The organism is Roseibium aggregatum, assembly GCF_014692675.1.
Classification (GTDB): Bacteria; Pseudomonadota; Alphaproteobacteria; order Rhizobiales; family Stappiaceae; genus Roseibium; species Roseibium aggregatum_C.
Map to the genome: position 1 here is coordinate 1 of NZ_JABFCZ010000023.1, position 23,171 is coordinate 23,171.

A 23,171-nucleotide genomic window follows, 5' to 3' on the forward strand; every position below is an offset into this window, starting at 1 on the left:
ACCGAAACGATGCAAACTGAAACATGATCGCAGGCAGATGGTCAGCCGTGCCCGAACTGTCCGGGAATTACTGAAACGGTTGTCCGGGATTTAGCGTAATCGCTGTCCGGTATTTCTGAAATCCGCAGGTACCTTGAGAAAATGGCGGAAAATCACCACATTATTGGGGTGGCAATATAGAGTTAGGCTTTCATTTCCAGGGAAGAATCTCTGCGAACAGTAACGAATGTTGCCAGACTAAAGTTCTTCTGCGCCTTCGAAAATGAAGGGATTGAGGAAAATCCGGTTCCAAAACTGATTGCGGTCAACTTGGCTCAATGCCGCTTCGTCGCAGGTGGGCTCCCAATGGAGGCGCAGCGTTTCCAATTGGTGTTTGATGATGCCCGCCGCGTCTTTCTCGTTCAGTAGAAATTGCGGTGCGGCTTCCAGGCAAGTCGCCAGGGTACTCCGGCGGTTGTCCTGCGTTATCAACATCGCCTGGCTGGCTTCATTGCCCGCGCGGTTTTGCGGGCATATGTCGTAAGCCGGGGTGAGCGTCAGGTTATTGCCGTCCCAGAACGCCGCGTGGTTTCGAGCGTGGTCATCCGTATTGCCGCAAAGGATATTGAATACCAAGCGACTGAACAGTTCCCGCAGGGTATCCTTTGGCGACGTGAAGCGGTGCCGGATGATTTCGGCCAGATCCCAATAGCTCGCATAGCGAGCCATCATTTCATCGAGGCCGAATAGCGTGAGCGCAGACACCATCGCTTTGCGTTCCCAGCCCGATGCGGATTTTTTGCGGTCAAAACGCTCGACCAAGAGCACGTCTTTTCCCGCAACCCTTTCCAAACGCACGGGAGCCACGTTAAGGCCAGCGGTCGCAGCGAGGCGCATGGCGATATATTCCGCCTTCACGACGTTGTAGGTGTCGGTAGAGGACGAAAACTTGGCAATGAGCTTGCGGTCGCCGTCTTCAATCATTGCCTTGGGGCGGGCGCCCCCGAGGGAGCTACCGTGGAAGAGGGCTTGATCAAGATCCGGCGTGAGTGGAACACCGGCTTCGACTTTCTCGGCGGCTGTGAGCAATTCCGTTAGAGTTGCTGTCTCTTTCGCGCGCGGAACGTACTCGGTCGGCGATGCTTGAAAGTCCAGCGCGCCAATTCGGTCTGACCCAGACTCTAAAAGGTAAGTCAGCTCATCGAGCGCCCCAATATCGACATCCTTACCCTTGAGCCCGAATTTGCGGTTGAGAATAACGCGCCGTCCCCAGGCATCAGGCGCACCATCGCGCAGGCAACTGGCCATATTCAGGCCGTTCAGAGGAAGAATGGCGCCCTGTTTTAATGGGAGTTCGGGTTCGTAGATCGGGATAGCGCCCTTCCGATCGAGATAGCTGCGGCCATAGTTGAAGATAAGACGGTCGCCGTCGCGAGACAGCAAACCGGCCACTACAGGTTCTGTAGCGCCGGGCAGCCAAATCCACACATAGGCTTCATCGTAGCGGGCTTTAGAATTCATCTTTTACAGCCTTTGTGCTTGTACGAACGGCTTTAGGGAGCAGGGTGAGCTTATCGCGCGCCGTTGCCAGATGCCGAGTGAGCGTTGTCGGGTCGGCGTCGAACAGCCGAACGCCGAGGATCGCCGCGACTTCAAAGACGGCGCCAATGGAGCAGCCCATGTCGCCGTTTTCAATCCGGTGTGCGAGGCCGCGCGAAATGCCCGCGCGTTCCGCTAGTTCAGCAATGGTCAATCCGCGCTCAATACGGGCGTTGTGAATCGTAAGCCCGAGCAGTTCGGCGGCTTCCTGGCCATAACGTGAGTATGTGCGGGTCATAGGCTTTGCCATCTGAACTTCCATGTTCCATTAATAGGGCGTATTGCTCTCTTATGCTCTATTTGTGGAACATCATAGCACAATTCAAGTGGGGGTGGCTAATAATTGTTCTATAAATGGATCGTAAGGAAGCTTCGCGCTCTGTTTATGGAGCATTATAGGGCGTTGTGAAAAGGGTTGGATGCTCTCAGAATGCCAGACTTTGATGAGCGTTCGGTTGGCAGTGTCCCATTGGGACCAAAATATTCTCAGTGTCCCAAATTTGTCCCATGGAAAGTATATAAATCACTAGGGTCGAAACCCAATCAGCCTATTGATCTGTTGCCGCAAATCAGATTCACAGCGTCCAATCATGAGATTGGAGGCGTGGATGGCCCGTCTGTTTTGGCTTTCGGACACCCAATGGGCGACGATAGAGCCCTACCTGCCCAAGAACCAACCGGGTGCTCGCCGTGTTGATGATCGCCGGGTGATCTCCGGCATCATCCACGTGCTGAAGACGGGATGCCGTTGGTGCGATTGCCCGCAGGACTATGGCCCTTCGACGACAATCTACAACCGCTTCAATCGCTGGTCACGTAGGCGCTTCTGGGTGGACCTGCTGGAAGCCCTGGCGACATCGGGTGCGGTGAGCAGGAGCACTGCGATCGACCGGAGCACGCCGTGCCTCCAGGTAGGCGTTGACATCCTGCTGGAAAGACGCCGGAAAAGCCTCAAGCGGCAGGTGCTCACGCGGTGGCCTGAACGAGATCGGCGAAAGGTCGATCCGAGGCCAGTCATCGACCTGATCTCTTGCCGCGTTCCAGCAGTTTGGAATCCACCTTGCCAGGTCCCTGGGCTTGCCCTTCAAGGTTCGTGTCGTCATCCAAATATAAAAGCGTTGGACCGTGTCATCGCAAACATCGGCAGGTGCAATGCCGTTTGCGGCGCACCAGTTGGAAAAGCTTGCAAGGCCTTCTGCCAGTCGCCTGTCGTCCGAAATCTGGTGGAAGAGGCGGCCCCAGTCCGGAGTGCCTCGGGCGAGCCCCCGATGTTCCGGATCGAGGACGCCCGCTTCTTCAAGGGCTGCGCGAAACAGGCTACGCAGATTGGAAAGCGTTTTGGGTGTCATCCCGTTTGCCCGCGGGCGGATCGCCCGGAAGGCGGCTCTCAGGTCTTCCAAACCAGCAATGGGTTTGTGAAGCGGGAAGTCGGCGAGTTCTGAAATCCGCTTCACGGCCGAGTGCAAATCCCGCATAACCGTCGCGCTGACAGTCTCTTTGCCGGCCTTTTCTGCGAGGATCTCCAACACCTTGGCCAGGTTGATCTCCTGCCCCGTATTGAGTTTTTGTTTGTCGATATTTTCCATGTTGGCCTCGTTCATGAAGATTGATGACAAGGAGTGACATTCGGGAAGACTATACCAGAGAAGATGGAACGATTACTTGGATGACTGGTTCCCGAATTCTCTCTAAAGCTCTGGTGTCACTCGCGTTTTTGAATTTGACGGCACCTCTGTTCTTCATCGGAAAGTGTCCAGTCTTCGATCCCCAGGAGCCTGTTGAGTTCGGCGGCCGGAACCAGCCGCGAGCCGCCAATCTTCACCGAGGGAAGGGAGCCGTCAGAAATCCAGCGGCGCACCGTGCGCTCGTTCTTGCCGGTTGCCGCTGCTATCTCGCTCGCGCTGCAATGGGTTCGAACAGGCATTACTTGCCGTCCCCTGGCCGGCTGGGCGGACGGACGGTTTTGTCGAGGGGGTCGTCTGACAGTGAAGACCTAAATTGTAGGCGTGCTTCGGCAACAGCCAACAAGCGGGCGAACGCCATAAGGGCCGCCTTTTTCTCCTGAAACTTGTCTGGTTCCTGCCTCGCCATCCACGAAAGCTAGAGGGGCATGGGAGCGGACGCTAAATGGCCAAATCAACTTTATTTTTGTTTGGCGCATTCCCGGGCCGTTCGTACCCGGCTGCGCCAGGCCTCCGGCGAATAGCAGAGGCCGACCGGCTTGCCGGCAACCTTCAGGAAATCGATGAGCCGACCAGAGACTTCACCGGCATGGTCGCTGCCTGGTGCTGCCACCGACATGCCGACCGGCTTGCCGATGATCTCTTCGTACAGGCAAAGCATGTTGTCCAGCCAGTTGTTGACCTGTTCATTGCCGTGGTGGCCGGGCTTCACCGTGACGCCGCGAATTTGGGTCAGGTCGTCAATTGACTGAGTACAGCGCCGGCGCAGGTCCCGGGCGGCGTGGATTGCCCCGGATCTGTCCCGGTCAAACCCGGCCAGGGAAACGACAAGGGCAGTCAGGTTCTGTTCGTCCCTGTCGGACACCTCAGACAGGGCGTTGGCCAGAGCCCGGTCTTCAATGCCATCGATCGCATCAATCGGATCAACGCCAAGACACTGGAAGACTGAACCGGCACCGGCGCGATAGCGGGCTGGAGACGGTGCGGGGAGTTTGATGCGTTGAAAGTCTTCGGGAAGGTCTTCGCCGTCTCGATGGGCAAGCGAATGGGCATGGCGCAGAAAGCGCTCAAGGGTGCTCTTGAGCTTCTTCAACCGCTTGATCGTGTCCTCGTCCGGAACGAGTTGGGACCGGGTACGTCCCAGACCGCTCCAGAAAAGGGCAGCATCAAACCGCTGCTTGCGCGAAAAGACCTTGGACGGCTCCACACGAAGAGCCCGCGCGAGCGCTCCAAGATCCTCGTCAGAATAACAGATGTCGACTGAATCCATCAGTGCTGCTCGCAGTCCCCACGATACGCATGATATTGGGCCGTCTCTCCTCAAGGATGCAACGGTGGACCATCCTGCCTCCACCAATGCTCCACACGATGTGGGGTCATTAACATCCGCCCGGACATGGCGACACATGCTAGCCGGACGCAAGCACACCTGGGTCAGTTGTTCAATCAACCGCAGCTTTGGGACGAGGCGGGCGCAAAATGGAGCAGTTCAGCGCTTCGTGAGCAGCAGAATCATAATCCGCGTGTCAGGGGTTCGGGTCCCACCTATGGTGAGCTACTCCGGATTCATTGGACAAGTTTCGGCGTAAATTAAGCTACTCTGTGCACCTGCTGATCGGGTTGGTGTTGTTCAATGCGCTGCCAATAGACCACGGCAGGAGGTTTGCCGCCAAGGGCTGAGTGGGGGCGTTTCCGGTTATAAAAGTCCATCCATTTCCGGACACCGGCCCTGGCTTGCGAGCCGGTTTCCCAGGCGTGCAGGTAGACGCACTCGTATTTGAGCGTGCGCCACAGCCACTCGACGAAGATATTGTCGAGGAAACGCCCCTTGCCGTCCATCGGGATGCGCACGCCCATCCGCCGCAACCGGTCCGTCCATGCAAACGAGGTGAACTGCGATCCCTGGTCTGTATTCATGATTTCCGGCGCACCGAATTTGTGGATCGCTTCATTCAACGCCTCGACGCAGAAATCGGCTTCCAAGGTATTGGAGATGCGCCAGGCCAGCACCTTGCGGGTGAACCAGTCCATAATCGCGACAAGGTAGAGGAACCCACGGCGCATCGGCAAATACGTGATGTCAGTCAGACGCCCAGACCTGGTTTGGCCGTTCCACCCGCAATCCCTTCAACAGATATGGCCAGATCTTGTGTCCCTTGGCCGGCCTGCTTGTATTGGGCTTCTGGTAGACCGGCATCAGGCCCATGAGCCGCATCAGTCGCCGGATCCGCTTCTCGTTCACCGGATGACCTTCGTTTTTCAAGTGCCAGGTCATCTGTCGGACACCGAAGAACGGCGTCTCCAGGAACTGTTCATCGATCTGGCGCATCAGGGTGAGGTTCATCTCGCTCTCACCCTTCGGCGTGTAATAGAAAGACGAGCGCGAGATCGACAGCACAGAACACTGCTTGCCGATCGACAATTCAGGATGACCCGGCTCGATCATGCCGCGCCTCACTTCACGCCCCAAGGCTTGAGCTTTCTGGACAAAAAATCGTTGGCGACCGCCAGCTCCCCGATCTTGGCGTGGAGCTCTTTCACCTGGTCCTCGTTAGCCTCCGGCTTTCGGTTGCCGCCACGTGCGAACACGTCCGAAGCGCCTTCCAGAAGAGCTCGCTTCCATTGATGGATCATGGTCGGATGAACACCGAAGCGGCTCGCCAGTTCAGATACTGTCTCCTCGCCCTTCAAGGCTTCAAGGGCGACTTTCGCCTTGAATTCCGGCGAGTGCTGCTTGCGTTTCGACATCACTGATCTCCTTTTCTCGAAGACCAGCAGACAACAATTCGTAGCTTACGTCAGTGTCCGAATTTCGGGAGGTAGCTCAGTAGGCATGATGAAGACCTCTCCCTTCCGATACTTCAAAACCAGCTCCGAAATCATCCGCCTGACCGTGAGGATGTTCGTCCGATTTCCTCTTTCACTGCGCAATGTCGAGGTTCTTCCGTAGTGCGCGGGATCGACACAAGCTATGAACGATACTGTTCTGCCAGAACCTTTGAACAAGCCAAGCCCCGGACGGTGCTGGGGGCTTGGGCGGGGGTATAGACGAGCATTGCCTTAACCCTAGTTCGTAAGGGACGCGGTTGAGGACGTGAACTAGTCGTTCTCTACCAAAACGGAGCAACTCCAAAGGTGACCTATGCAGTCTCGGCATAGTAGGGTCCCATCACGAGCAGTTGTTGCTGCAGTGCAGCGAGGGCATAAAGAAAGCAGGTGAAATGCCGATTGCGGTGCATTGCGGGAAGTATAGAGATGAACAAGGCTTATGAAGCAATGAACGTCCAGTCCTTTGGCGGCCTGTTCATGTCCTGCACGCAGTCGATCGTTTCGGCGGTCGCTCGCGGTTTCGACGAATTCGCGGCGGCCCGGGCGTTCAGCCTCGAAATCGAGCATCTGAACGCGAAGTCCGATGCCCAATTGGGCGCACTTGGACTGCAGCGCGAGGACATTCCGCGCTATGTGTCGGAAAGGCTGATCACCCTTTAGGAGCCGATTTACGCGCGCCGCATGTGCTAGGATCGGCGGTAGCCACTTTGTCATTGGCTGCCGGCGGCGAGATCGTAGGGATTAGTCGAGCGGCTCTGCATCCCAGAAGTCCATTAGAAGCGGCAGAACGGTGTTCGCCTCGGGGCCGCAGGCGACTTTGTCCATGAATTCCTTGTTCGCGAGATTAGCCAGGATCGGATGATCGGCGATCTCTTCCGGCGCGGCGGTCTTCAGCGCCATCGACCAGTCGGGAAAACAGCGCCTTTCCCGCTGGCCCTGCGTCAACACAACCTTGGTGTGGTGCCTCGGGTCGGCGAGGATCATTTCGGTCAGGCTTTTGACCTCACCCGACTCGCCCTCGAGCAACTGCATGAAGCTGCCGACGTGCCCGTCGCGCCCCGGCACGAAAAGCAGGACCCCGGTGATTCCATGCGCCGCGTTATAGGCGCGGCTAGCTTCCACGATCTCGGCGATGGTTGCGTCTGACATGCCCGGCGCGGCCTGACTTACATAGACGAGGTGATGGACGGTCATACAGGCGTTCTCCCATTGGCTTCATATTCCATCTAACTTTCGAAAAATCGCACCGTCAACGCCCATAATTTCACCATATGAAAATCCATACAATATTGGAAAAATAAATTGACGGTAATCGCTAGTCGCCACATCATGGCCGCCAATCGGGAGGACATGACGTGACGGATCAAGGGGCCATCGGTGGCACGGCCAGTCTCTCCGCCAAAGTGGCGGAGGGGGCGCGCTTCGCGACCGGCGGGCCGCGGACCGGCAAGTCGATCCAAGCGGTCGACCGGGCGCTCACGATGCTCGAGATCCTCGCTGGCTCGAAGGAGGCGCTCGGCCTCAACGAACTGGCGGCGCGGGCCGGGCTTAACGCCTCGACCTGCCACCATCTCGTACAGACACTGGTGGGCAGGGGCTACGTCCTCCAGGTCGGGCGCAACCGCGGCTACATGCTGTCTTCGCGTCTCAATGAGCTGGTCGAGCTGCAGGCGGGTGAGGCCGACCTTGCTGACATCGTCAAGCCTGAGATCGAGGCGCTCGCCGAGCAGCTAGGTGAGGCGGTGCAACTGGCCACCCTGCACGGCACCAAGCTAGTCACCCAGCTTCGCGTCGGCCGGTCGAGCGCGGTGGTCGAAGTCGACGAGATCCGCAAGATGACCGCGCTGCACGCCACCGCGACCGGCAAGGCGATTCTCGCCTGGCTGCCGGACGCCGAGATCATGCGGGTGATTTCCGAGAATGGGCTGGATCGCTACACGTCCAAGACAATCACCATGCTGCACGGGCTTATCGAGGAGCTGCGCCATGTCCGTCGCCACGGCTTCGCGATCGACGACGAGGAACTGCGCGACGGCGTGGTCTGCGTCGGCGCTGCGATCCGCGACGAGAAAGGGGCGGTGATCGCCTCAATTTCGGCCACCTACGCAGCTCACAAGAATTCCGATGCCTATCGGACCCACGTCATCACCGGCGTGACCGAAACGGCCCGGCGGCTTTCGGATCAACTGAAGGCCAACCGCTATTGAACACCCCGGGGGAGGCCGGGACAAACGAGGAGGCAAACATGACTGCTGGCGTGAAGACGCATCCGGACTTTCCTGTTCCGGAAACGATGAAGGCGTGGGTTCTGGGCGATCCCGGCGAGCTGACCCTTGTCGACAAGCCGGTGCCGCAGCCCAAGAAGGCCGAGGTGCTGGTGCGCATCGACGCGGTGGCGATCTGCGCGACTGATCTGGAGATCATCAACCACGGTCTGCCGGCGATCATCCAAGGCGGCACGCCGTTCAACAAGAACTTCACGCCGGGCCATGAATACATGGGCACCGTCGTGGCACTCGGGCCCGGGGTCGATGAATATGAGATCGGCGACCGCGTGACCGTCGAGATCCACGCTGGCTGCGGCCAGTGCAAGCGTTGCCGCGAGGGCATGTATACGGCCTGCCACAATTACGGAAAAAACTACGGCGATGTCGACAAGGGCCACCGCGCCAACGGCTTCACCACCGACGGCGGCTTCTGCGAATACCAGGTTAACAACATCAACACGCTGGTCCATGTCGCGGACACGATGTCCGACGAGGAGGCAACGCTGGTCGTCACCGCCGGGACCGCGATGTACGGGCTGACCGAGCTGGGTGGCCTCGTCGCGGGCGAAAGCGTGGTGGTAACCGGCCCGGGCCCGATCGGCCTGCTCGGCGCGGCGGTGGCCAAGGCGCTGGGCGCGCAGCCCGTCATCCTGACCGGCACCCGCGACAACCGGCTGGAGATCGGCAAGCAGCTTGGCGCCGACCACGTTATCAACGTCCGCAACGAGGATGTGTTGGAAAAGGTCCGCGAATACACCGGTGGCAAGGGCGCGGATTACGTCGTCGAATGCTCGGGCGCACCGAACGCGCTGAACGAGGCCGCGCTGATGGTGAACCGCGGTGGCAAGATCTGCCTTGCCGCTTTCCCCTCCAGCTCGCCCGAGGTCGACGTGGCCTATCTGGTACGCAACAATATCTACCTCTACGGCATCCGCGGCGAGGGCAAGACTGCCACCCACCGGGCCGAGGCCTTCATGCGCCAGAAGCGGTTTGACGCTTCCCTAATCCACACCCATACCTTCGACATGGAGGACCTGCCCGAGGCGCTACGCTACGCCCGCGACCGGGTCGAGGACGCGATCAAAGTCGTGGTGCGCAACAAGCATGCCCAGCAACAGCGCGCGGCGGCCGAATAGGCCATCGCGAATGCGCGGCGCCGAGGCTTTCGGCGCCGCGAGACCAGGAGATGCGCAATCATGCTCTACTGCGATACCTACCTGCAGCCTGCGACCCTGCGTGAGGCACTGGAGCTTCTTCGCGTAGCGCCCGAGGGTAGCCGGGTCGTCGCCGGCGCGACCGACTTGCTGCCTTGGGCGCGCGATGGCCGCGGCGGCGACGTCCAGGTTCCGCACCTGATCGACATCACCCGGGTCGATGGATTCTCGGGTTGGCGGCTAGAGGGCGAGCGGGTCCGGCTGAACGCGGGCACCGTCTATCAGGAGTTCCTGGAAGACCCCGACCTCGTGCGCCTTCTGCCCAACATGCCCCAATGCGCGGCATGGTTCGCCGACGATCAGATCCGGCGTCAGGCCACGCTGATCGGCAACATCGTCAACGCCTCGCCCGCGGGCGATGGCCTTCCGCCGATGCTGACGCTGAACGCCACGATCGAGGTCGCACGGCTTGACGGCGACCGGGTGCAGACCCGTTCCGTCCCGGTAGAGGCTTTCGTGACCGGCCCAGGACGGACCCTGCTGCAGCCCGGCGAGATCGCGACCGCGGTGACCTGCGATGCGGTGGAAGGCTATGGCGGCTCGTTCCAGAAGGTGGGGCTGCGCCGCTCGCTCGTCATCTCGGCGGTCTGCTGCGCCGCGCTCGTCAAGACTGATGCCAAGGGCCGGTTGGTCGAGGACGCGCGCCTCGCACTCGGAGGCGTCGGCCCCCGTCCGATCCGGCTGCGCGACATAGAGGAGATGCTGCGCGGAAAGGAGTTGACCCGCGACCTGATCGCTAAGGTGAGCCTGCTTCCGGCCCGGCACGTCGCCTCGCGCAGCCGCGTAGAATACCGCCGCGCCGTCGTGCAGGGCTTCGTGGGCTCCGCGATTGAGGATGCACTCGCCGCCCTGTGTGTGTGCGGAACCCATTCGACCGCAAAGGAGGCCGTCGATGCCTGACACCCTGACACACCCGACCGTCACAGCGGTCACGCTCGATCTCACCATCAACGGTCGGCGCCAGCGCGTTCAGGCAGACCCGGGGGCACGCCTTCTCGACGTGCTGCGCGACGGGCTGATGCTGACCGGCGCGAAGGAAGGCTGCGGCGCGGGCGAATGCGGCACCTGTTCCGTTTTCGTCGATGGCAAGCTCATCAAGTCCTGCCTGATGCCCGCCGCCAAGGCGCAGGGCGCCGAGGTCGAGACTGTTGAGGGGTTGGCCAGAACGGGCGACCTCACCGCGGTACAGAAGGCGTTCCACAAGACCGGGGCCAGCCAGTGCGGCTATTGCATCCCTGGCATGGTGATGGCCGCGACCGCCACGCTGCGCGACAACCCCGATGCGGATATCGAGGAGATCAAGGAGCGGATGGGGGGCAACATCTGCCGCTGCACCGGCTATTCGAAGATATTTGAGGCGGTCGAGATCGCCCGCGACGTGATCGCCGGGCGCCTGCCGCATACGGCGCTCGACCCCGAGGCGGTGGGCAACAGCTTCATCGGCCACAACACGCGCCGTCTCGACGCGCCATCGAAGGTAACGGGGCGGCTGCGGTATGCGGGCGACATGGTGATGCCGGGGATGCTGCACATGCAGGTGCTGCGCTCGCCCCATGCCCACGCGAAGATCGTCTCGATCGACACCACCGAGGCCGAAGCCTACCCCGGCGTCCATTGCGTGCTCACCTGCGACGACGTTCCGGGCGAGGACGGTTTCGGTGTCTTCGTCGAGGATCAGCCGGTCATGGCGCGCGACAAGGTGCGCCACGTCGGCGAGGCGGTCGCTGCGGTCGCCGCCGACAGCGTGCGGACCGCGCGCGAGGCGATGGCGCTGATCCGAGTAGAATACGACGAACTTCCGGGCCTCTTCGACCCCGAGGACGCCTTGAAGTCCGGCGCGCCCGTGATCCACGACTATGCAGCCGACAATGTAGTCAAACACATCCCCGTTCGCAAAGGCGACATCGCTGCAGGCTTTTCCGCAGCGGATGTCATCCTTGAGGAGAGCTTCTCCACCCAGCAGGTGGAGCACGCCTACCTGGAGCCGGAGGCGGGCCTCGCCTATGTCGACCACGATGGCGTGGTCACAGTGGTCTCGCCCAGCCAGAACATCACCCACCACCGCCACATGCTGTCGCACATCATCGCCAAGCCCATCAACAAGGTGCGGTTCATCATGTCACCGGTGGGTGGCGGCTTCGGCGGCAAGGAGGACATGATATACCAGGGCATGCTGGCACTGGCCGCGATGAAGACGCGTCGCCCGGTGAAGCTGGTCTTCACGCGCGAGGAAAGCTTCGTGGCCTCGGCCAAGCGGCACCCGTCGCGCACCAGGTGCCGAATGGGGCTGACCAAGGCGGGACGCATCACAGCGGTTGAGTTCGAGATGCTCTCGGATGGAGGCGCCTACGGTATGTCCTCGGAAGGGGTGATGCGCAAGGCGGCAATCCTGTCGTGCGGACCCTACGAGATCGAGAACCTCAAGGTCGACACCAAGGTGGTCTATACCAACAATACCCCTTCAGGCGCCTTCCGGACCTTCGGGGGAATGCAAGCCCAGTTCGCGACTGAAAGCATGATGGACATGGCGGCGGAGCGGCTGGGGATGGACCCGTTCGAGATCCGCCGCGTGAACATGATGCGAGCGGGGTCGCTTACCCACACCCAGCAGAAGCTGGCCTCGGCCGCGATCGACCGGGTGCTTGACGCTGCCGAGGGCGCGAGCGGCTGGGAGAAGGGCGCGCCGAGCGTGCGCGGCGAAAGCCGCGGCGACCTTGACGGCCCCGGCACGCGCAGGCCCTGTACGTTGGGCGCCCGGGTCCGCGAGACTGCAACAGACAGGTTCCGACCGTGAAGGAGGCATCATGAAACGCAAGCTGAGAGGACGTGGTGTCGCTGCTTCGTGGTACGGCATCGCGCGGACGGCGACGATCGACCGCGCCGGGGCCTGGGCCGAACTTGACGACGGCGGCACGGCCAAGATCGTGACCGGCGTGACCGAGATCGGCGAGGGTATCCTGACCGTACTCGCACAGGTCGCGGCCGAGGAGCTGGGCATTCGCCCCGAGGACGTGACGATTGGCGACAACGACACTGCCCGTTCGCCCGAGGCGGCCCATGCTGGGGCGACGCGCCAGACTTACATGATAGGCAACTCGGTGGCGCTGGCCGCGCGCGAGGCACGGGGGAAGCTCTTCGCCGAGATCGCCGACCATTGGGAGGTGTCGGCCGAGCAGCTCCGGGCCTTCAACGGAGAGATCTGGGTTGAGGACACCAACAAGCGGATGACGATGGGAGAGGCCGTTGCGCGCTGCAAGGCGCGCGGCGTCGTGCCTGTGGGGGCCGCCAGCTTTACTGCCCATGGTACCGGGCTCGATCCGGTCGACGGCTCGGGCAGCCCGTGGCAGGCTTATGTTTTCGGCACCCAGGTGGCCGAGGTCGAGGTCGATACCGTGACTGGCGAGGTGCAGGTGCTCGGCATCTGGGCCGCCCACGACGTTGGCCGCGTCATCAACCCGCGTGGGGTCGAGGGCCAGATCGAAGGCGGCGTGGCGCAGGGCCTCGGCCAGGCGCTGATGGAGGAATGGCAGACCGACAAAGGTCACCCAGTGACCCACGGCTTCGCCAAGTACATCCTGCCCACCTCGCTCGACATTCCCGAGATAACCTCGATACTGGTCGAGGACCGCGATCCCAAGAGCCCGCTCGGCGCCAAGGGGATCGGAGAACCCGCGCTGGTGCCGACAGCCCCGGCGATCATGAACGCGATCTACGACGCGATCGGGGTGAGGATGAAAAGCCTTCCGGCGACGCCCGAGAAGGTACTGGCCGCGCTTGCCGCGAAGGAGGGCGCAGCCGCTTGACGAGAGGGCCCGGCCGGGATGGAGGAACCCCGGCCGACGCCAGACATGACCAGACCCCGGGTAAGCGGGGCAAGCATACAGGGAGGATATAATGACACCGAAAACGATGATCCGAGCCATTGTCGCCGCGGGTGGGCTGCTACTGGCACCCGCTCTCGCGACGCCCGCGCTGGCGCAGTTTCCCGACAAGCCGGTCGAAATGACCGTACTGTTCGGGGGCACCGCCAATTCTATCGCGCAGGTTCTGGCGACCGAGTTGGGCAACGCCCTGGGCAAACCGGTTGTGCCGGTCAGCCGCCCAGGCGGTGGCGGGGCTGTTGGCTATTCCTACGTCGCCGATACCCGGCCAGACGGCTACAATATCGTCTGGAACTCGAACTCGATCAACACCGCCTACCACACGGGGAAGATCCCCTTCGACTACCAGAAGTTCACCCCGATCGCTATGGTATCGACAGAGGTGCCTGCGCTGGCCGTCAAGTCCGGGCGGGGCTGGAAGTCGCTCGACGAACTCAAGGCCGCCGCCATGAAGATGGACGGCAAGCTGAAGGTGGGGATCTCGGGCAAGGGGTCGTTCACCCAGCTCGTGTCCGCCGCGCTCTTCGATGCGATGGGGATCGGCGACAAGATCTCGTACATCTCCTACGGCAACGGCAAGGCACCGGTGGAACTGATGGCGGGGCGCATCGACGCCGCCGTGCAATGGCCGGGCCAATACAAGTCCTACGTCGATTCAGGTCAGCTCGACGTGCTGGCGGTGACCGGTAAGAAGCGGGTCGCGCTGCTGCCGGACGCGAAGACCGCCACCGAGCAGGGCTATGATGTCGACATCACCATGTGGCGTGGGCTGGCGGCGCCGAAGGGTACGCCTCCCGAGGTGGTCAAGGCGTTGCAGGACGCCGCGAAGACCGCGGTCGAATCTCCGGCGTTCCTTAAAGCTGCGAAGAACCTCGGCTTCGACATCACCTACGAGGACAGCGCGGCCTTCGGACAGGACATCGCCAAGGACGACGCGTTCTACGCCAAGCTTCTGGGCCAGCTGGAACTGAAGAAGCAATAACCTCATCTACCCGACGGCCGGCCCCCGTAGGGCCGGCCCATCCCGACGGAGTTCAAGATGACAGGACATTCGCGCAAGGCAGACATGGCGGTGAGCAGCGTATTGACGTTGATCGGCATCGCCTGGACCGTCGAAGTCTTCCGCTCCATCCCAGCCGGCGCCGGCGGTGGCGACGTTGGGCCGCGGGCTTTCCCCCTGCTCTACGGCGTGTTGCTAATCATGCTCTCGGCGGGCTGGGGTCTGTCGCGGTTAATGGCCTCGGAAGAGCCGCCCCGGTCGGCGCCACCCTCTGATGTCGAGGCTGAGGAAGGCACCGCAACCGACACGCCCAAGGCGCGGATCGTCGCGCTGGCCCTGACACTGTTCATCGTCCTGCTCTACGGCTGGATGATGACTCGGGTGGGTTTCCTGCTGGCGACCTTCGCGGTCGTCCTGTTTTCCACGCTGGTGATCCTGCGCGAACGGCGCTTTCTGGTGATCGGCGGCATGGCCTTCGGCATAACCTTCGCGACTTGGCTGGTCTTCGAGGTGCTTCTCGGTATCCCGCTGGCCGTCGGAAGTTGGATCAATTTGGGCTGAACAATGGACCATTTCCTCACAGCCTTGCAGATGGCGCTGACGCCCTACGCAATCGGCGCGGTGGGTCTAGGCACGATAATCGGCTTGATCTTCGGCTCGATCCCAGGGCTCACCTTCACCGTGGCGCTGGCGCTGGCGTTGCCCGTCACCTTCGGGATGGACGCCGTCCCGGCAATCGCCCTGCTTCTGGGCACCTATATAGGCGGCATGACCGGCGGCTCGGTCTCGGCGATCCTGTTGGGCATTCCCGGCACGCCCTCGGCCGCAGCCACCGTGCTTGACGGCTATCCAATGACCAAGCAGGGGCGCGCGTCGATCGCCCTCGGCACAGCGGTGATCGTGTCGACGGTCGGCGGCCTGTTCTCGCTGGTGGTGATGATCGTCTCGGTCAATCTCGTCAGCAAGATCGCGATCGACTTCGGCCCGGCCGAGATCTTCGCCCTCGTCCTCTTCGGCATGTCTACGATCTGCGGCCTGTCGTCTGGATCGCTGATGAAGGGGCTGATCGCGGGCGTGCTGGGCCTGCTGATCATGACGGTCGGCATTGACAAGATCGACGGCGACAACCGCATGACATTTGGCTCGGTGAACCTGCTTCAAGGCGTGAACCTCTTGGTCGCGATGATCGGGCTGTTCGCGGTTCCGTTCATCATCGACACCTTCGTGCAGCACCGCCACGGCGGTCTCGAGGCCCCCGCGACCGGCAGCCTCAAGGCCAATCTACCGTCGTTTGGCCTGATGTGGCGCAATTCCTGGCTGATGGCGCGTTGCGCGGCGATCGGCACCGGTATCGGGGCGATCCCCGGCACCGGCGGCGCGATCGCTGCCTTCCTTGCCTATTCACACGCGCGCCGCTTCTCGAAAACGCCCGAGCGCTTCGGCCGCGGCGCGATCGAGGGCGTGATCGCGCCGGAGACCGCGAACAACGCGGTGACTGGGGGCACGCTGATCCCGCTCCTGTCGCTGGGGGTGCCGGGCGATCCGGCTACCGCGATCGTGCTGGCGGGGCTGATGATACATGGCATCACCCCGGGCCCCGCCCTGTTTATGACCTCGGAGACGACGGTCTACGCGATCTACATCGCGGTGGTCGTCGCCTACATCTTCATTCTGGTCTTCCAGCTGCTCGGCATCCGGCTCTTCGTCTACGTGCTAAGGATTCCGCAGCAGCTCCTGGCGGTGATCATCCTCGTGCTCTGCGTGATCGGCGCCTACACGGTGCGCAACTCGGCCTTCGACGTCTACTCGATGGGCGTCATCGGTGTGCTCGCCTGGGGTCTCATCCGCGCCGGCATCCCGATCACGCCGGTGATCCTGGGGATGGTGCTGGGGCCGACGCTGGAAGGCGAATACCGGACCGCGATGCAATTGTCCGGCGGCCATCTCGACATTTTCTACAAATCGCCCGTCGCGCTGCTCTTCCTGGGGCTCTCGGCGCTTGTCGTGCTGATGCAGGCGACCACCGCGCTGCGCGAGCGGGCATCAAAACGACTGGAGAGCAAGAATGCTTGAACGCTCCACCGCCGGGACAGGCAGCGAAGACACAGATAAGGAAATCGAGGCCCGCGCGGCACTGGTCGCCCGCGGCGGTGTCGCGGAACTTGGCGGCGGCGCGCTGTCGGTTACGCTGAGCGAAGGGCTGGTCCTCGGCCTTCTGGCGCAGGGGGTGCGGACCTGGTTCGCGATCTTCGGCCACGGCTCGACCGATCTTGGCGAGGCGCTTCGGATCTACGACGCGGCGGGTGCCCTGAAAGTCGTCAACTGCCGCAACGAGGTCGAGATGGCCCATGCAGCGACCGCGCACGCCTGGGTCTACGGCGAGACGCCTGCCGTCATCACCTCGATCGGGCCTGGCGCGCTTCAGGCCATGGCAGGATCGCTGGCTGCGGCGTCGAACGGGGTCGGCGTCTACCACATCTACGGTGACGAGACGACGCGCGGCGAGGGCTACAATATGCAGCAGATCCCGAAACCCCAGCAGGGGCTCTTCGGGCAGATCACCGCGCTGATGGGGCAGAGCTACGTCTTGCACACGCCCGAGGCGCTGCGCGAATGCCTGCGCCGGGGGACGAGCTGCGTCCACCATCCCTACAAGGCGGGGCCGTTTTACATCCTTGCCCCGATCAACACCCAGCCGCAGCGCATGCGGCTTGCGCTCGGCACCTTGCCGGGGCGGCTGGCGATACCCGCGCTCGCCCCTGCGGATAGCACGGTCTTCACCGAGGCAGCGCAGCATGTCGCCGAGGCGGGGCGTATCGCGATCAAGGCGGGCGGTGGTACCCGCGCCCATGCAGATGCCGTGCGGCGGTTAGCCGAACACCTTCAGGCGCCGGTGGTTCTGTCGCCGGGCTCGACCGGCGTGTTGCCCGACGACCATCCGTTCAACATGCATGTCGGTGGCTCTAAAGGGTCGATCAGTGGCAATTACGCGATGGAGCACGCAGATCTCGCGATCTTCATCGGCAGCCGCGCTGTCTGCCAGGCGGATTGCTCTGGCACCGGCTGGCCCGCGGCGCGTGCGGTGATCAACATCAACGGCGACATCGACGACGTCAGCCATTATGCTCGCACCGCCGCGCTCGCCGGCGACATCGGTGCGGTGATCGACCGGCTGATAGCCGTGACCCCACGGCGCCGGGCGGGCGACTGGCAGCGCGACTGCGCCGCAGCCAAGAGCCGCTGGCAGGACCACTGGCGCGCCCGCGTCGGCCACCCGCCAGTCGAGGACGCGGTCTGGGGCCGTCCGGTGCTGACCCAGCCCGCCGCGATTCACCGGGTCGCGGAGTTCGCCAAGCGTGTCGGCGCGGTGAAATTCTTCGACGCGGGCGACGTGCAGGCGAACGGCTTTCAGGTTGTACGCGACGACGCCCCGAACGAGAGCGTGACCGAAACCGGCGCCTCCTACATGGGTTTCGCGACCTCGGCGCTGCTCGGGGCGGCGGGCGTCGCGAGACCGCGCTACGGCATCGCATTCACTGGCGACGGCTCCTTCATGATGAATCCGCAGGTCCTTATCGACGCGGTCGAGCATGGCGTGAAGGGTATGATCGCGCTTTTCGACAACCGTCGGATGGCTGCGATCACCGGGCTGCAGCTTGCGCAATACGGGCGCGAGTTCCGTACCAACGACCACGTCGCGGTGGATTATGCTCAGCTTGCCGATGCGGTCACCGGGGTGAAGGCAGTGTTCGGCGGCACCGACGCCGAGACGCTCGACGCGGCGCTGGAAGCCGCGCACGCCCATGACGGGCTTAGCCTCGTGCATATCCCCGTCTACGGCAGTCACGACGATTTCGCCGGGATGGGCGCCTACGGAAGCTGGAACGTCGGCAACTGGGTCGAGGCCGTCCAGGCGAACTACGTGCGCCAGAAAATCTGAGGAAACGCGAGATGTATCGGGACATTAATCTTTTCATCGCCAACGAATGGCGCGGCGCCTCGGATGGAGCGACGCGGCAGGTGACGGACCCCGCAACCGAGGCTGCGCTGGGCACGATCCCGGTCGCGACGGTCGAGGACCTTGACGCGGCGCTGGCGGCGGCCGAGCGCGGTTTCGCGGTCTGGCGCCGCACCAATCCGTGGGAGCGCGGCGCCAAGCTGCGTCGCGTGGCCGAGATCATCCGCGAGGGCGCGGACAACATCGCGCGGCTGATGACGCTTGAGACCGGCAAGCCGTTGGCGGAATCGCGCGGCGAGGTCGGCGCCGCGGCGGATCAGTTCGAATGGTATGCCGAAGAAACCAAGCGTATCTACGGCCAGACCATCGAATCTCGCGCCACCGACAGCCGCATGCAGGTGATACTGCAGCCGGTCGGCGTGGTTGCCGCCTTCTCGGCCTGGAACTTCCCGGCGCTGCTGCCGGCCCGCAAAATTGCGGCGGCGCTTGGTGCGGGCTGCGCGGTGATCGTCAAGCCCGCGGGCGAGACGCCTGCTTCCTGCGCGGCGCTGGTCGCGGCCTGCGAGGCCGCTGGCCTGCCCGAGGGCGCGGTGAATATGGTGACGGGCAACTCGTCGCTGATAGCGCGCCACTTGATCGGCTCTCCGATCGTGCGCAAGGTCTCTCTCACCGGATCGGTTCCAGTCGGTAAGGAGATCCTGCACCTCGCCGCCGACGGCGTGAAGAAAGTGTCGATGGAGCTTGGCGGCCACGGCCCGGTCATCGTCTTCGACGACGTGGACCCGGTGCAGGCGGCTGAAACCTGCGCCACCACCAAGTTCCGCAACTGCGGGCAAGTCTGCATATCGCCCACCCGGTTCTACGTCCACGAAAGTCGCTACGATGCCTTTGCGGTCCGCTTCGCCGAGGTCGCGAAGGGGCTGAAGCTGGGCAACGGCCTGGAAGAGGGCGTGCAGGTGGGTCCGATGGCCAACCGCCGCGGCATCGATGTGATCGAGCGTATGGTCGCCGACGCGGTCGAAAAAGGGGCCGAGGTGCTGGCCGGCGGCGCCCGCCCGCGCGACTTGAACGCGGGCTACTTCTTCGAGCCGACGGTGCTGGGCCACGTTCCCGACGAGGCGCTGGTAATGACCGAAGAACCCTTCGGCCCGATCGCGCCAATCACCACTTTTCGCGATTACGACGAGGTCATCGCCCGCGCTAACGCGCTGCCCTTCGGCCTTGCGGGCTATGTCTTCTCGAACGACCTTGGCCGCGCGACGCGGGCGTGGGAGGACCTCGAGGTCGGCATGGTCGGTGTGAATGAGATGCTCCTCGCCACCGCCGAGGCGCCTTTCGGCGGCATCAAGGAAAGCGGCATGGGGCGCGAGGGCGGTTCTTTCGGAATCGGAGATTACCTCGAGCCAAAATACGTCAAGATGAAACTTGCCCCCACCGTGTAGGACAGGCGCCCGATGAATGATGATGAAACGCGCGGACTTTCCCGCGGCCTGACCAATTACGGCGATCACGACTTCTCGGTCTACCTGCGGCGCTCCTTCGCATCGTCGATGGGCTATTCGCAGGAAATGCTTAAGAAGCCGATCGTCGGCATTGCCAATACCTATTCGGGGTTCAACAACTGCCATCGGCACTTCCCCGAGATGGTCGAACACGTGAAGCGCGGCATCCTCCTTGGTGGCGGCCTGCCGATCGAGTTTCCAACGATCTCGCTCGGCGAGGTGTTCCTGTCGCCCACGTCGCTGAAGTTCCGCAACCTGATGGCAATGGACACCGAAGAGATGATCCGCGCACAGCCGATGGACGCGGTGGTGCTGATGGGCGGCTGCGACAAGACGGTGCCTGCTCAACTGATGGGCGCGGCCTCGGCCGACTTGCCGACGGTGCAACTGATCGGCGGCCCGATGATGACTTCGCGCCATGGCGAGGAACGGCTCGGCGCCTGCACTGATTGCCGCCGTTTCTGGGGCAAGTACCGCGCGACCGAGATCGACAAGGCCGAGATCGACATGGTCGAAGGACGCCTTGCAACGACCACGGGCACCTGCGCGGTGATGGGCACGGCCTCGACCATGGCCTGCATCAGCGAGACGCTGGGCATGGCGCTGCCGGGAACGGCGGCGATCCCCGCAGTCCATGCCGACCGGCTGCGCGCGGCTGAGGCCACGGGGCTGGCCGCTGCGCGGATGATCCTGAACCCGATCAGGCCGAGCCAAGTGATCACCGAGAAGTCGGTCGAGAATGCGCTCCGGGTGCTCCTGGCGATCGGCGGATCGACCAACGCGATCATCCACCTCACCGCGGTGGCGGGGCGGCTGGGCATTCGTATCTCGCTCGACCGGCTGAATGCGCTATCCGATACCACGCCGGTTCTGGTGAACCTGAAACCCGTGGGCCAAAACTACATGGAGGATTTCTTCTTCGGCGGAGGTGTGGGCGCCGTCATGCGCGAGTTGAAACCGCTTCTGCATCTCGACACGCTCTCGGTGACTGGAGAACGGCTGGGCGACCGGCTGGAGCAGGACCCTGGCTATGTCGACCGCCGGGTGATCGCCAGCGCCGAGGCGCCGCTGGAACTTGAGGGGGGGTTGGTCGCGCTCTTCGGCAACCTCGCACCGCGCGGCGCGATTCTTAAGCGCTCGGCCGCCGATAAGATCCTGTTCGAGAAGGAAGGCCGCGCGGTGGTCTTTACGTCGCTGGAAGATCTTGCTGCCCGGGTCGACGATCCCGAACTCAACATCGCGGCCGACGACATCATGGTCCTGCAGAACGCGGGCCCCCGATCGGCCTCGGGCATGCCGGAGGCAGGCTACCTGCCGATCCCGAAGAAACTGTCGTCGCAGGGGGTGAAGGACATGATTCGCATCTCCGACGCCCGCATGTCGGGCACGGCCTTTGGTACTATCATTCTGCACGTGGCGCCCGAGGCCTCGATCGGCGGACTGCTGGGTCTCGTGCGCACCGGCGATCGCATCCGCCTGTCCGTCGCAAAGAAGCGGATCGAGCTCCTGGTTGATGAGGCCGAACTCGACCGGCGCCGGGCGGAATGGACTTCGGACATCGTCCCGCCCGAGCAGCGCCGAGGCTACGACCGACTTTACGCGGCGGAGGTGCTTCAGGCCGACGAGGGCTGCGACTTCGCCTTCCTGAAACCGGTAGGGACCGTGGGAGACAATTCGTGAAAATCGGGGCACCCAAGGAGATCGTTGCCGGCGAGGCCCGGGTGGCGATGACGCCCGACTCGGCGCTGCAATTGCAGAAGCTGGGCTACGACTGCCTGATCGAGGCGGGCGCGGGCGCGGCAGCCGGGTTCGACGACGCGGCTTATGAGGCGGCGGGGGTGGGGGTCGTAAAGACCGCCGCCGCGCTGTGGCAAGACGCAGACATCGTGGTCAAGGTCCGCGGGCCCGAACCGGTCGAGGTCAAGCAGCTGAAGAAGGGCCAGACCCTGATTTCTTTCTTCTGGCCGGCCCAGAACGAGGCGCTTCTGGAAGAGTGCAAGGCCAAGGGTGCCAACGTCATTGCGATGGACATGGTGCCTCGCATCAGCCGCGCCCAGAAGATGGACGCGCTCAGCTCGATGGCGAACATAGCCGGATACCGTGCCGTGGTCGAGGCCGCTAGCAACTTCGGCCGCTTCTTCACCGGCCAGGTGACGGCGGCGGGCAAGGTGCCGCCGGCGAAGGTGCTGATCGTCGGCGCCGGCGTCGCGGGGCTTGCCGCTATCGGCACCTCGACCAGCCTCGGCGCGATCACCTACGCCTTCGACGTTCGCCCCGAAGTGGCCGAGCAGATCGAATCGATGGGCGCCGGGTTTGTCTTCCTGGATTTCGAGGAGCAAGCCCAGGACGGCGCCGCGACCGGCGGCTACGCCGCGCCTTCGAGCCCTGAGTTCCGCGAGAAGCAGCTCGAGAAGTTCCGCGAGCTGGCGCCCCAGATGGACATCGTCATCACCACCGCCCTGATCCCGGGCCGGGACGCGCCCAAGCTGTGGCTCAGGGACATGGTTGAGATGATGAAGCCTGGTTCGGTCGTGGTCGACCTTGCCGCCGAGAAGAGCGGCAACTGCGACCTGACCGTGATGGATGAGCGTGTGGTCAGCGACAATGGTGTGATCGTCATCGGCTACACCGACTTCCCGAGCCGCATGGCAACTCAGGCCTCGACGCTTTATGCCAACAATATCCGTCACATGATGACCGACCTGACGCCCGAGAAAGACGGCACGGTCGACCATAACATGGAAGACGACGTGATCCGCGGCGCGACCGTGACCTATGAGGGCGAGATTACCTTCCCGCCGCCGCCGCCAAAGGTGAAGGCGATCGCGGCGCAGAAGCCGAAGCCCAAGGAAAAGGAGCTGACGCCGGAAGAGCGCAAGGCGCAGGAGTTCGCCGCCTTCAAGCAGCAGACCAAGAACCAGGTCACGCTGCTGACCATCGGTGCGGTGGCGCTGCTTCTTGTCGGCCTCGTCGCGCCCGCCAGCTTCATGCAGCACTTCATCGTCTTCGTGCTGAGCTGCTTCATCGGCTTCCAGGTGATCTGGAGCGTCAGTCACAGCCTGCACACTCCGCTGATGGCCGTCACCAATGCCATTTCGTCGATCATCATCCTCGGCGCGCTTCTGCAGATTGGGTCCCTTAGCTGGCTGGTGATCCTACTTGGGGGCCTGTCGGTCTTCATGGCCGGGATCAATATTTTCGGCGGCTTCCTCGTCACCCGGCGCATGCTCGCCATGTTCCAGAAATCGTAACGGAGAGAG

At 62.8% G+C, this 23,171-nt stretch carries 19 protein-coding genes and 2 pseudogenes; 14 read left to right on the forward strand and 7 right to left on the reverse strand.

What is annotated here, in order from left to right:
- Positions 1–237: 237 nt before the first annotated feature.
- Positions 238–1,500: a type II toxin-antitoxin system HipA family toxin gene (locus HK439_RS19380; protein ID WP_190293131.1), complete on the reverse strand. Its 1,263-nt coding sequence runs from the start codon at positions 1,498–1,500 to the stop codon at positions 238–240.
- Entirely contained in the window at positions 1,490–1,828 is a 339-nt protein-coding gene (locus HK439_RS19385) for a helix-turn-helix domain-containing protein (RefSeq protein WP_190293132.1), read from the reverse strand. The genes HK439_RS19380 and HK439_RS19385 overlap by 11 nt, the downstream gene beginning before the upstream one ends.
- Positions 1,829–2,186: 358 nt before the next feature.
- On the opposite strand from HK439_RS19385, the pseudogene HK439_RS19390 reads away from it, so the two are divergent.
- Positions 2,187–2,468: pseudogene (locus HK439_RS19390) on the forward strand (transposase); the annotation flags it as partial.
- Here the strand turns inward: HK439_RS19390 and HK439_RS19395 are convergent.
- From HK439_RS19395 to HK439_RS19410, 4 genes and pseudogenes are all read right to left on the reverse strand, one after another.
- The gene (locus tag HK439_RS19395; protein WP_190293237.1) at positions 2,391–3,164 is read right to left on the reverse strand and encodes a hypothetical protein; all 774 of its coding nucleotides are present in this window, start codon (positions 3,162–3,164) and stop codon (positions 2,391–2,393) included. The pseudogene HK439_RS19390 and the gene HK439_RS19395 overlap by 78 nt on opposite strands.
- A 116-nt stretch (positions 3,165–3,280) precedes the next feature.
- A complete protein-coding gene (locus HK439_RS19400; RefSeq protein ID WP_190293133.1) occupies positions 3,281–3,502 on the reverse strand; it encodes a helix-turn-helix domain-containing protein in 222 nt (73 codons plus the stop codon).
- A 218-nt stretch (positions 3,503–3,720) separates the two neighbouring features.
- Positions 3,721–4,530, reverse strand: coding sequence for a hypothetical protein (locus HK439_RS19405; protein WP_190293134.1), 810 nt, complete (start codon positions 4,528–4,530; stop codon positions 3,721–3,723).
- Between the two features lie 320 nt (positions 4,531–4,850).
- Positions 4,851–6,011: pseudogene (locus HK439_RS19410) on the reverse strand (IS3 family transposase).
- A 504-nt stretch (positions 6,012–6,515) separates the two neighbouring features.
- Between HK439_RS19410 and HK439_RS19415 the strand changes: the two are divergent.
- The gene (locus HK439_RS19415) at positions 6,516–6,749 is read left to right on the forward strand and encodes a hypothetical protein (RefSeq protein ID WP_190293135.1); all 234 of its coding nucleotides are present in this window, start codon (positions 6,516–6,518) and stop codon (positions 6,747–6,749) included.
- An 81-nt stretch (positions 6,750–6,830) separates the two neighbouring features.
- Here HK439_RS19415 and HK439_RS19420 read toward each other — a convergent pair whose 3' ends face one another.
- Positions 6,831–7,283, reverse strand: a complete 453-nt coding sequence (locus HK439_RS19420) for a BLUF domain-containing protein (protein WP_190293136.1) — start codon at positions 7,281–7,283, stop codon at positions 6,831–6,833.
- A gap of 161 nt (positions 7,284–7,444) precedes the next feature.
- Between HK439_RS19420 and HK439_RS27265 the strand changes: the two genes are divergently transcribed.
- The 12 genes from HK439_RS27265 (at position 7,445) to HK439_RS19480 (ending at position 23,162) form a co-directional block, all read left to right on the forward strand.
- The gene (locus HK439_RS27265; RefSeq protein ID WP_190293137.1) at positions 7,445–8,296 is read left to right on the forward strand and encodes an IclR family transcriptional regulator; all 852 of its coding nucleotides are present in this window, start codon (positions 7,445–7,447) and stop codon (positions 8,294–8,296) included.
- A 38-nt stretch (positions 8,297–8,334) separates the two neighbouring features.
- Entirely contained in the window at positions 8,335–9,492 is a 1,158-nt protein-coding gene (locus tag HK439_RS19430; protein WP_190293138.1) for a zinc-dependent alcohol dehydrogenase, read from the forward strand.
- Positions 9,493–9,552: 60 nt separating this feature from the next.
- Positions 9,553–10,470 carry an FAD binding domain-containing protein gene (locus tag HK439_RS19435; RefSeq protein ID WP_190293139.1) on the forward strand — a complete coding sequence of 306 codons (918 nt, stop codon included), beginning with the start codon at positions 9,553–9,555 and terminating at the stop codon, positions 10,468–10,470.
- Positions 10,463–12,364: a molybdopterin-dependent oxidoreductase gene (locus HK439_RS19440; RefSeq protein ID WP_190293140.1), complete on the forward strand. Its 1,902-nt coding sequence runs from the start codon at positions 10,463–10,465 to the stop codon at positions 12,362–12,364. The genes HK439_RS19435 and HK439_RS19440 overlap by 8 nt, the downstream gene beginning before the upstream one ends.
- Before the next feature lie 10 nt (positions 12,365–12,374).
- Positions 12,375–13,373 (forward strand): xanthine dehydrogenase family protein molybdopterin-binding subunit, encoded by a 999-nt coding sequence (locus HK439_RS27150; RefSeq protein WP_190293141.1) that lies wholly within the window; start codon positions 12,375–12,377, stop codon positions 13,371–13,373.
- A 91-nt stretch (positions 13,374–13,464) separates the two neighbouring features.
- Positions 13,465–14,433, forward strand: coding sequence for a tripartite tricarboxylate transporter substrate binding protein (locus tag HK439_RS19450; protein WP_235988020.1), 969 nt, complete (start codon positions 13,465–13,467; stop codon positions 14,431–14,433).
- 57 nt (positions 14,434–14,490) lie between these two features.
- Complete coding sequence (locus tag HK439_RS19455) at positions 14,491–15,012, forward strand: tripartite tricarboxylate transporter TctB family protein (protein WP_190293142.1); 522 nt, start codon at positions 14,491–14,493, stop codon at positions 15,010–15,012.
- Between the two features lie 3 nt (positions 15,013–15,015).
- Positions 15,016–16,524 (forward strand): tripartite tricarboxylate transporter permease, encoded by a 1,509-nt coding sequence (locus HK439_RS19460; RefSeq protein WP_190293143.1) that lies wholly within the window; start codon positions 15,016–15,018, stop codon positions 16,522–16,524.
- Entirely contained in the window at positions 16,517–18,391 is a 1,875-nt protein-coding gene (locus HK439_RS19465; RefSeq protein WP_190293144.1) for a thiamine pyrophosphate-binding protein, read from the forward strand. Before HK439_RS19460 ends, HK439_RS19465 begins: the two co-directional genes overlap by 8 nt.
- Before the next feature lie 11 nt (positions 18,392–18,402).
- Positions 18,403–19,851, forward strand: a complete 1,449-nt coding sequence (locus HK439_RS19470; RefSeq protein WP_190293145.1) for an NAD-dependent succinate-semialdehyde dehydrogenase — start codon at positions 18,403–18,405, stop codon at positions 19,849–19,851.
- 12 nt (positions 19,852–19,863) lie between these two features.
- Entirely contained in the window at positions 19,864–21,591 is a 1,728-nt protein-coding gene (locus tag HK439_RS19475; protein WP_190293146.1) for a dihydroxy-acid dehydratase, read from the forward strand.
- The gene (locus tag HK439_RS19480) at positions 21,588–23,162 is read left to right on the forward strand and encodes a Re/Si-specific NAD(P)(+) transhydrogenase subunit alpha (protein WP_190293147.1); all 1,575 of its coding nucleotides are present in this window, start codon (positions 21,588–21,590) and stop codon (positions 23,160–23,162) included. The genes HK439_RS19475 and HK439_RS19480 overlap by 4 nt, the downstream gene beginning before the upstream one ends.
- Positions 23,163–23,171: the final 9 nt, after the last annotated feature.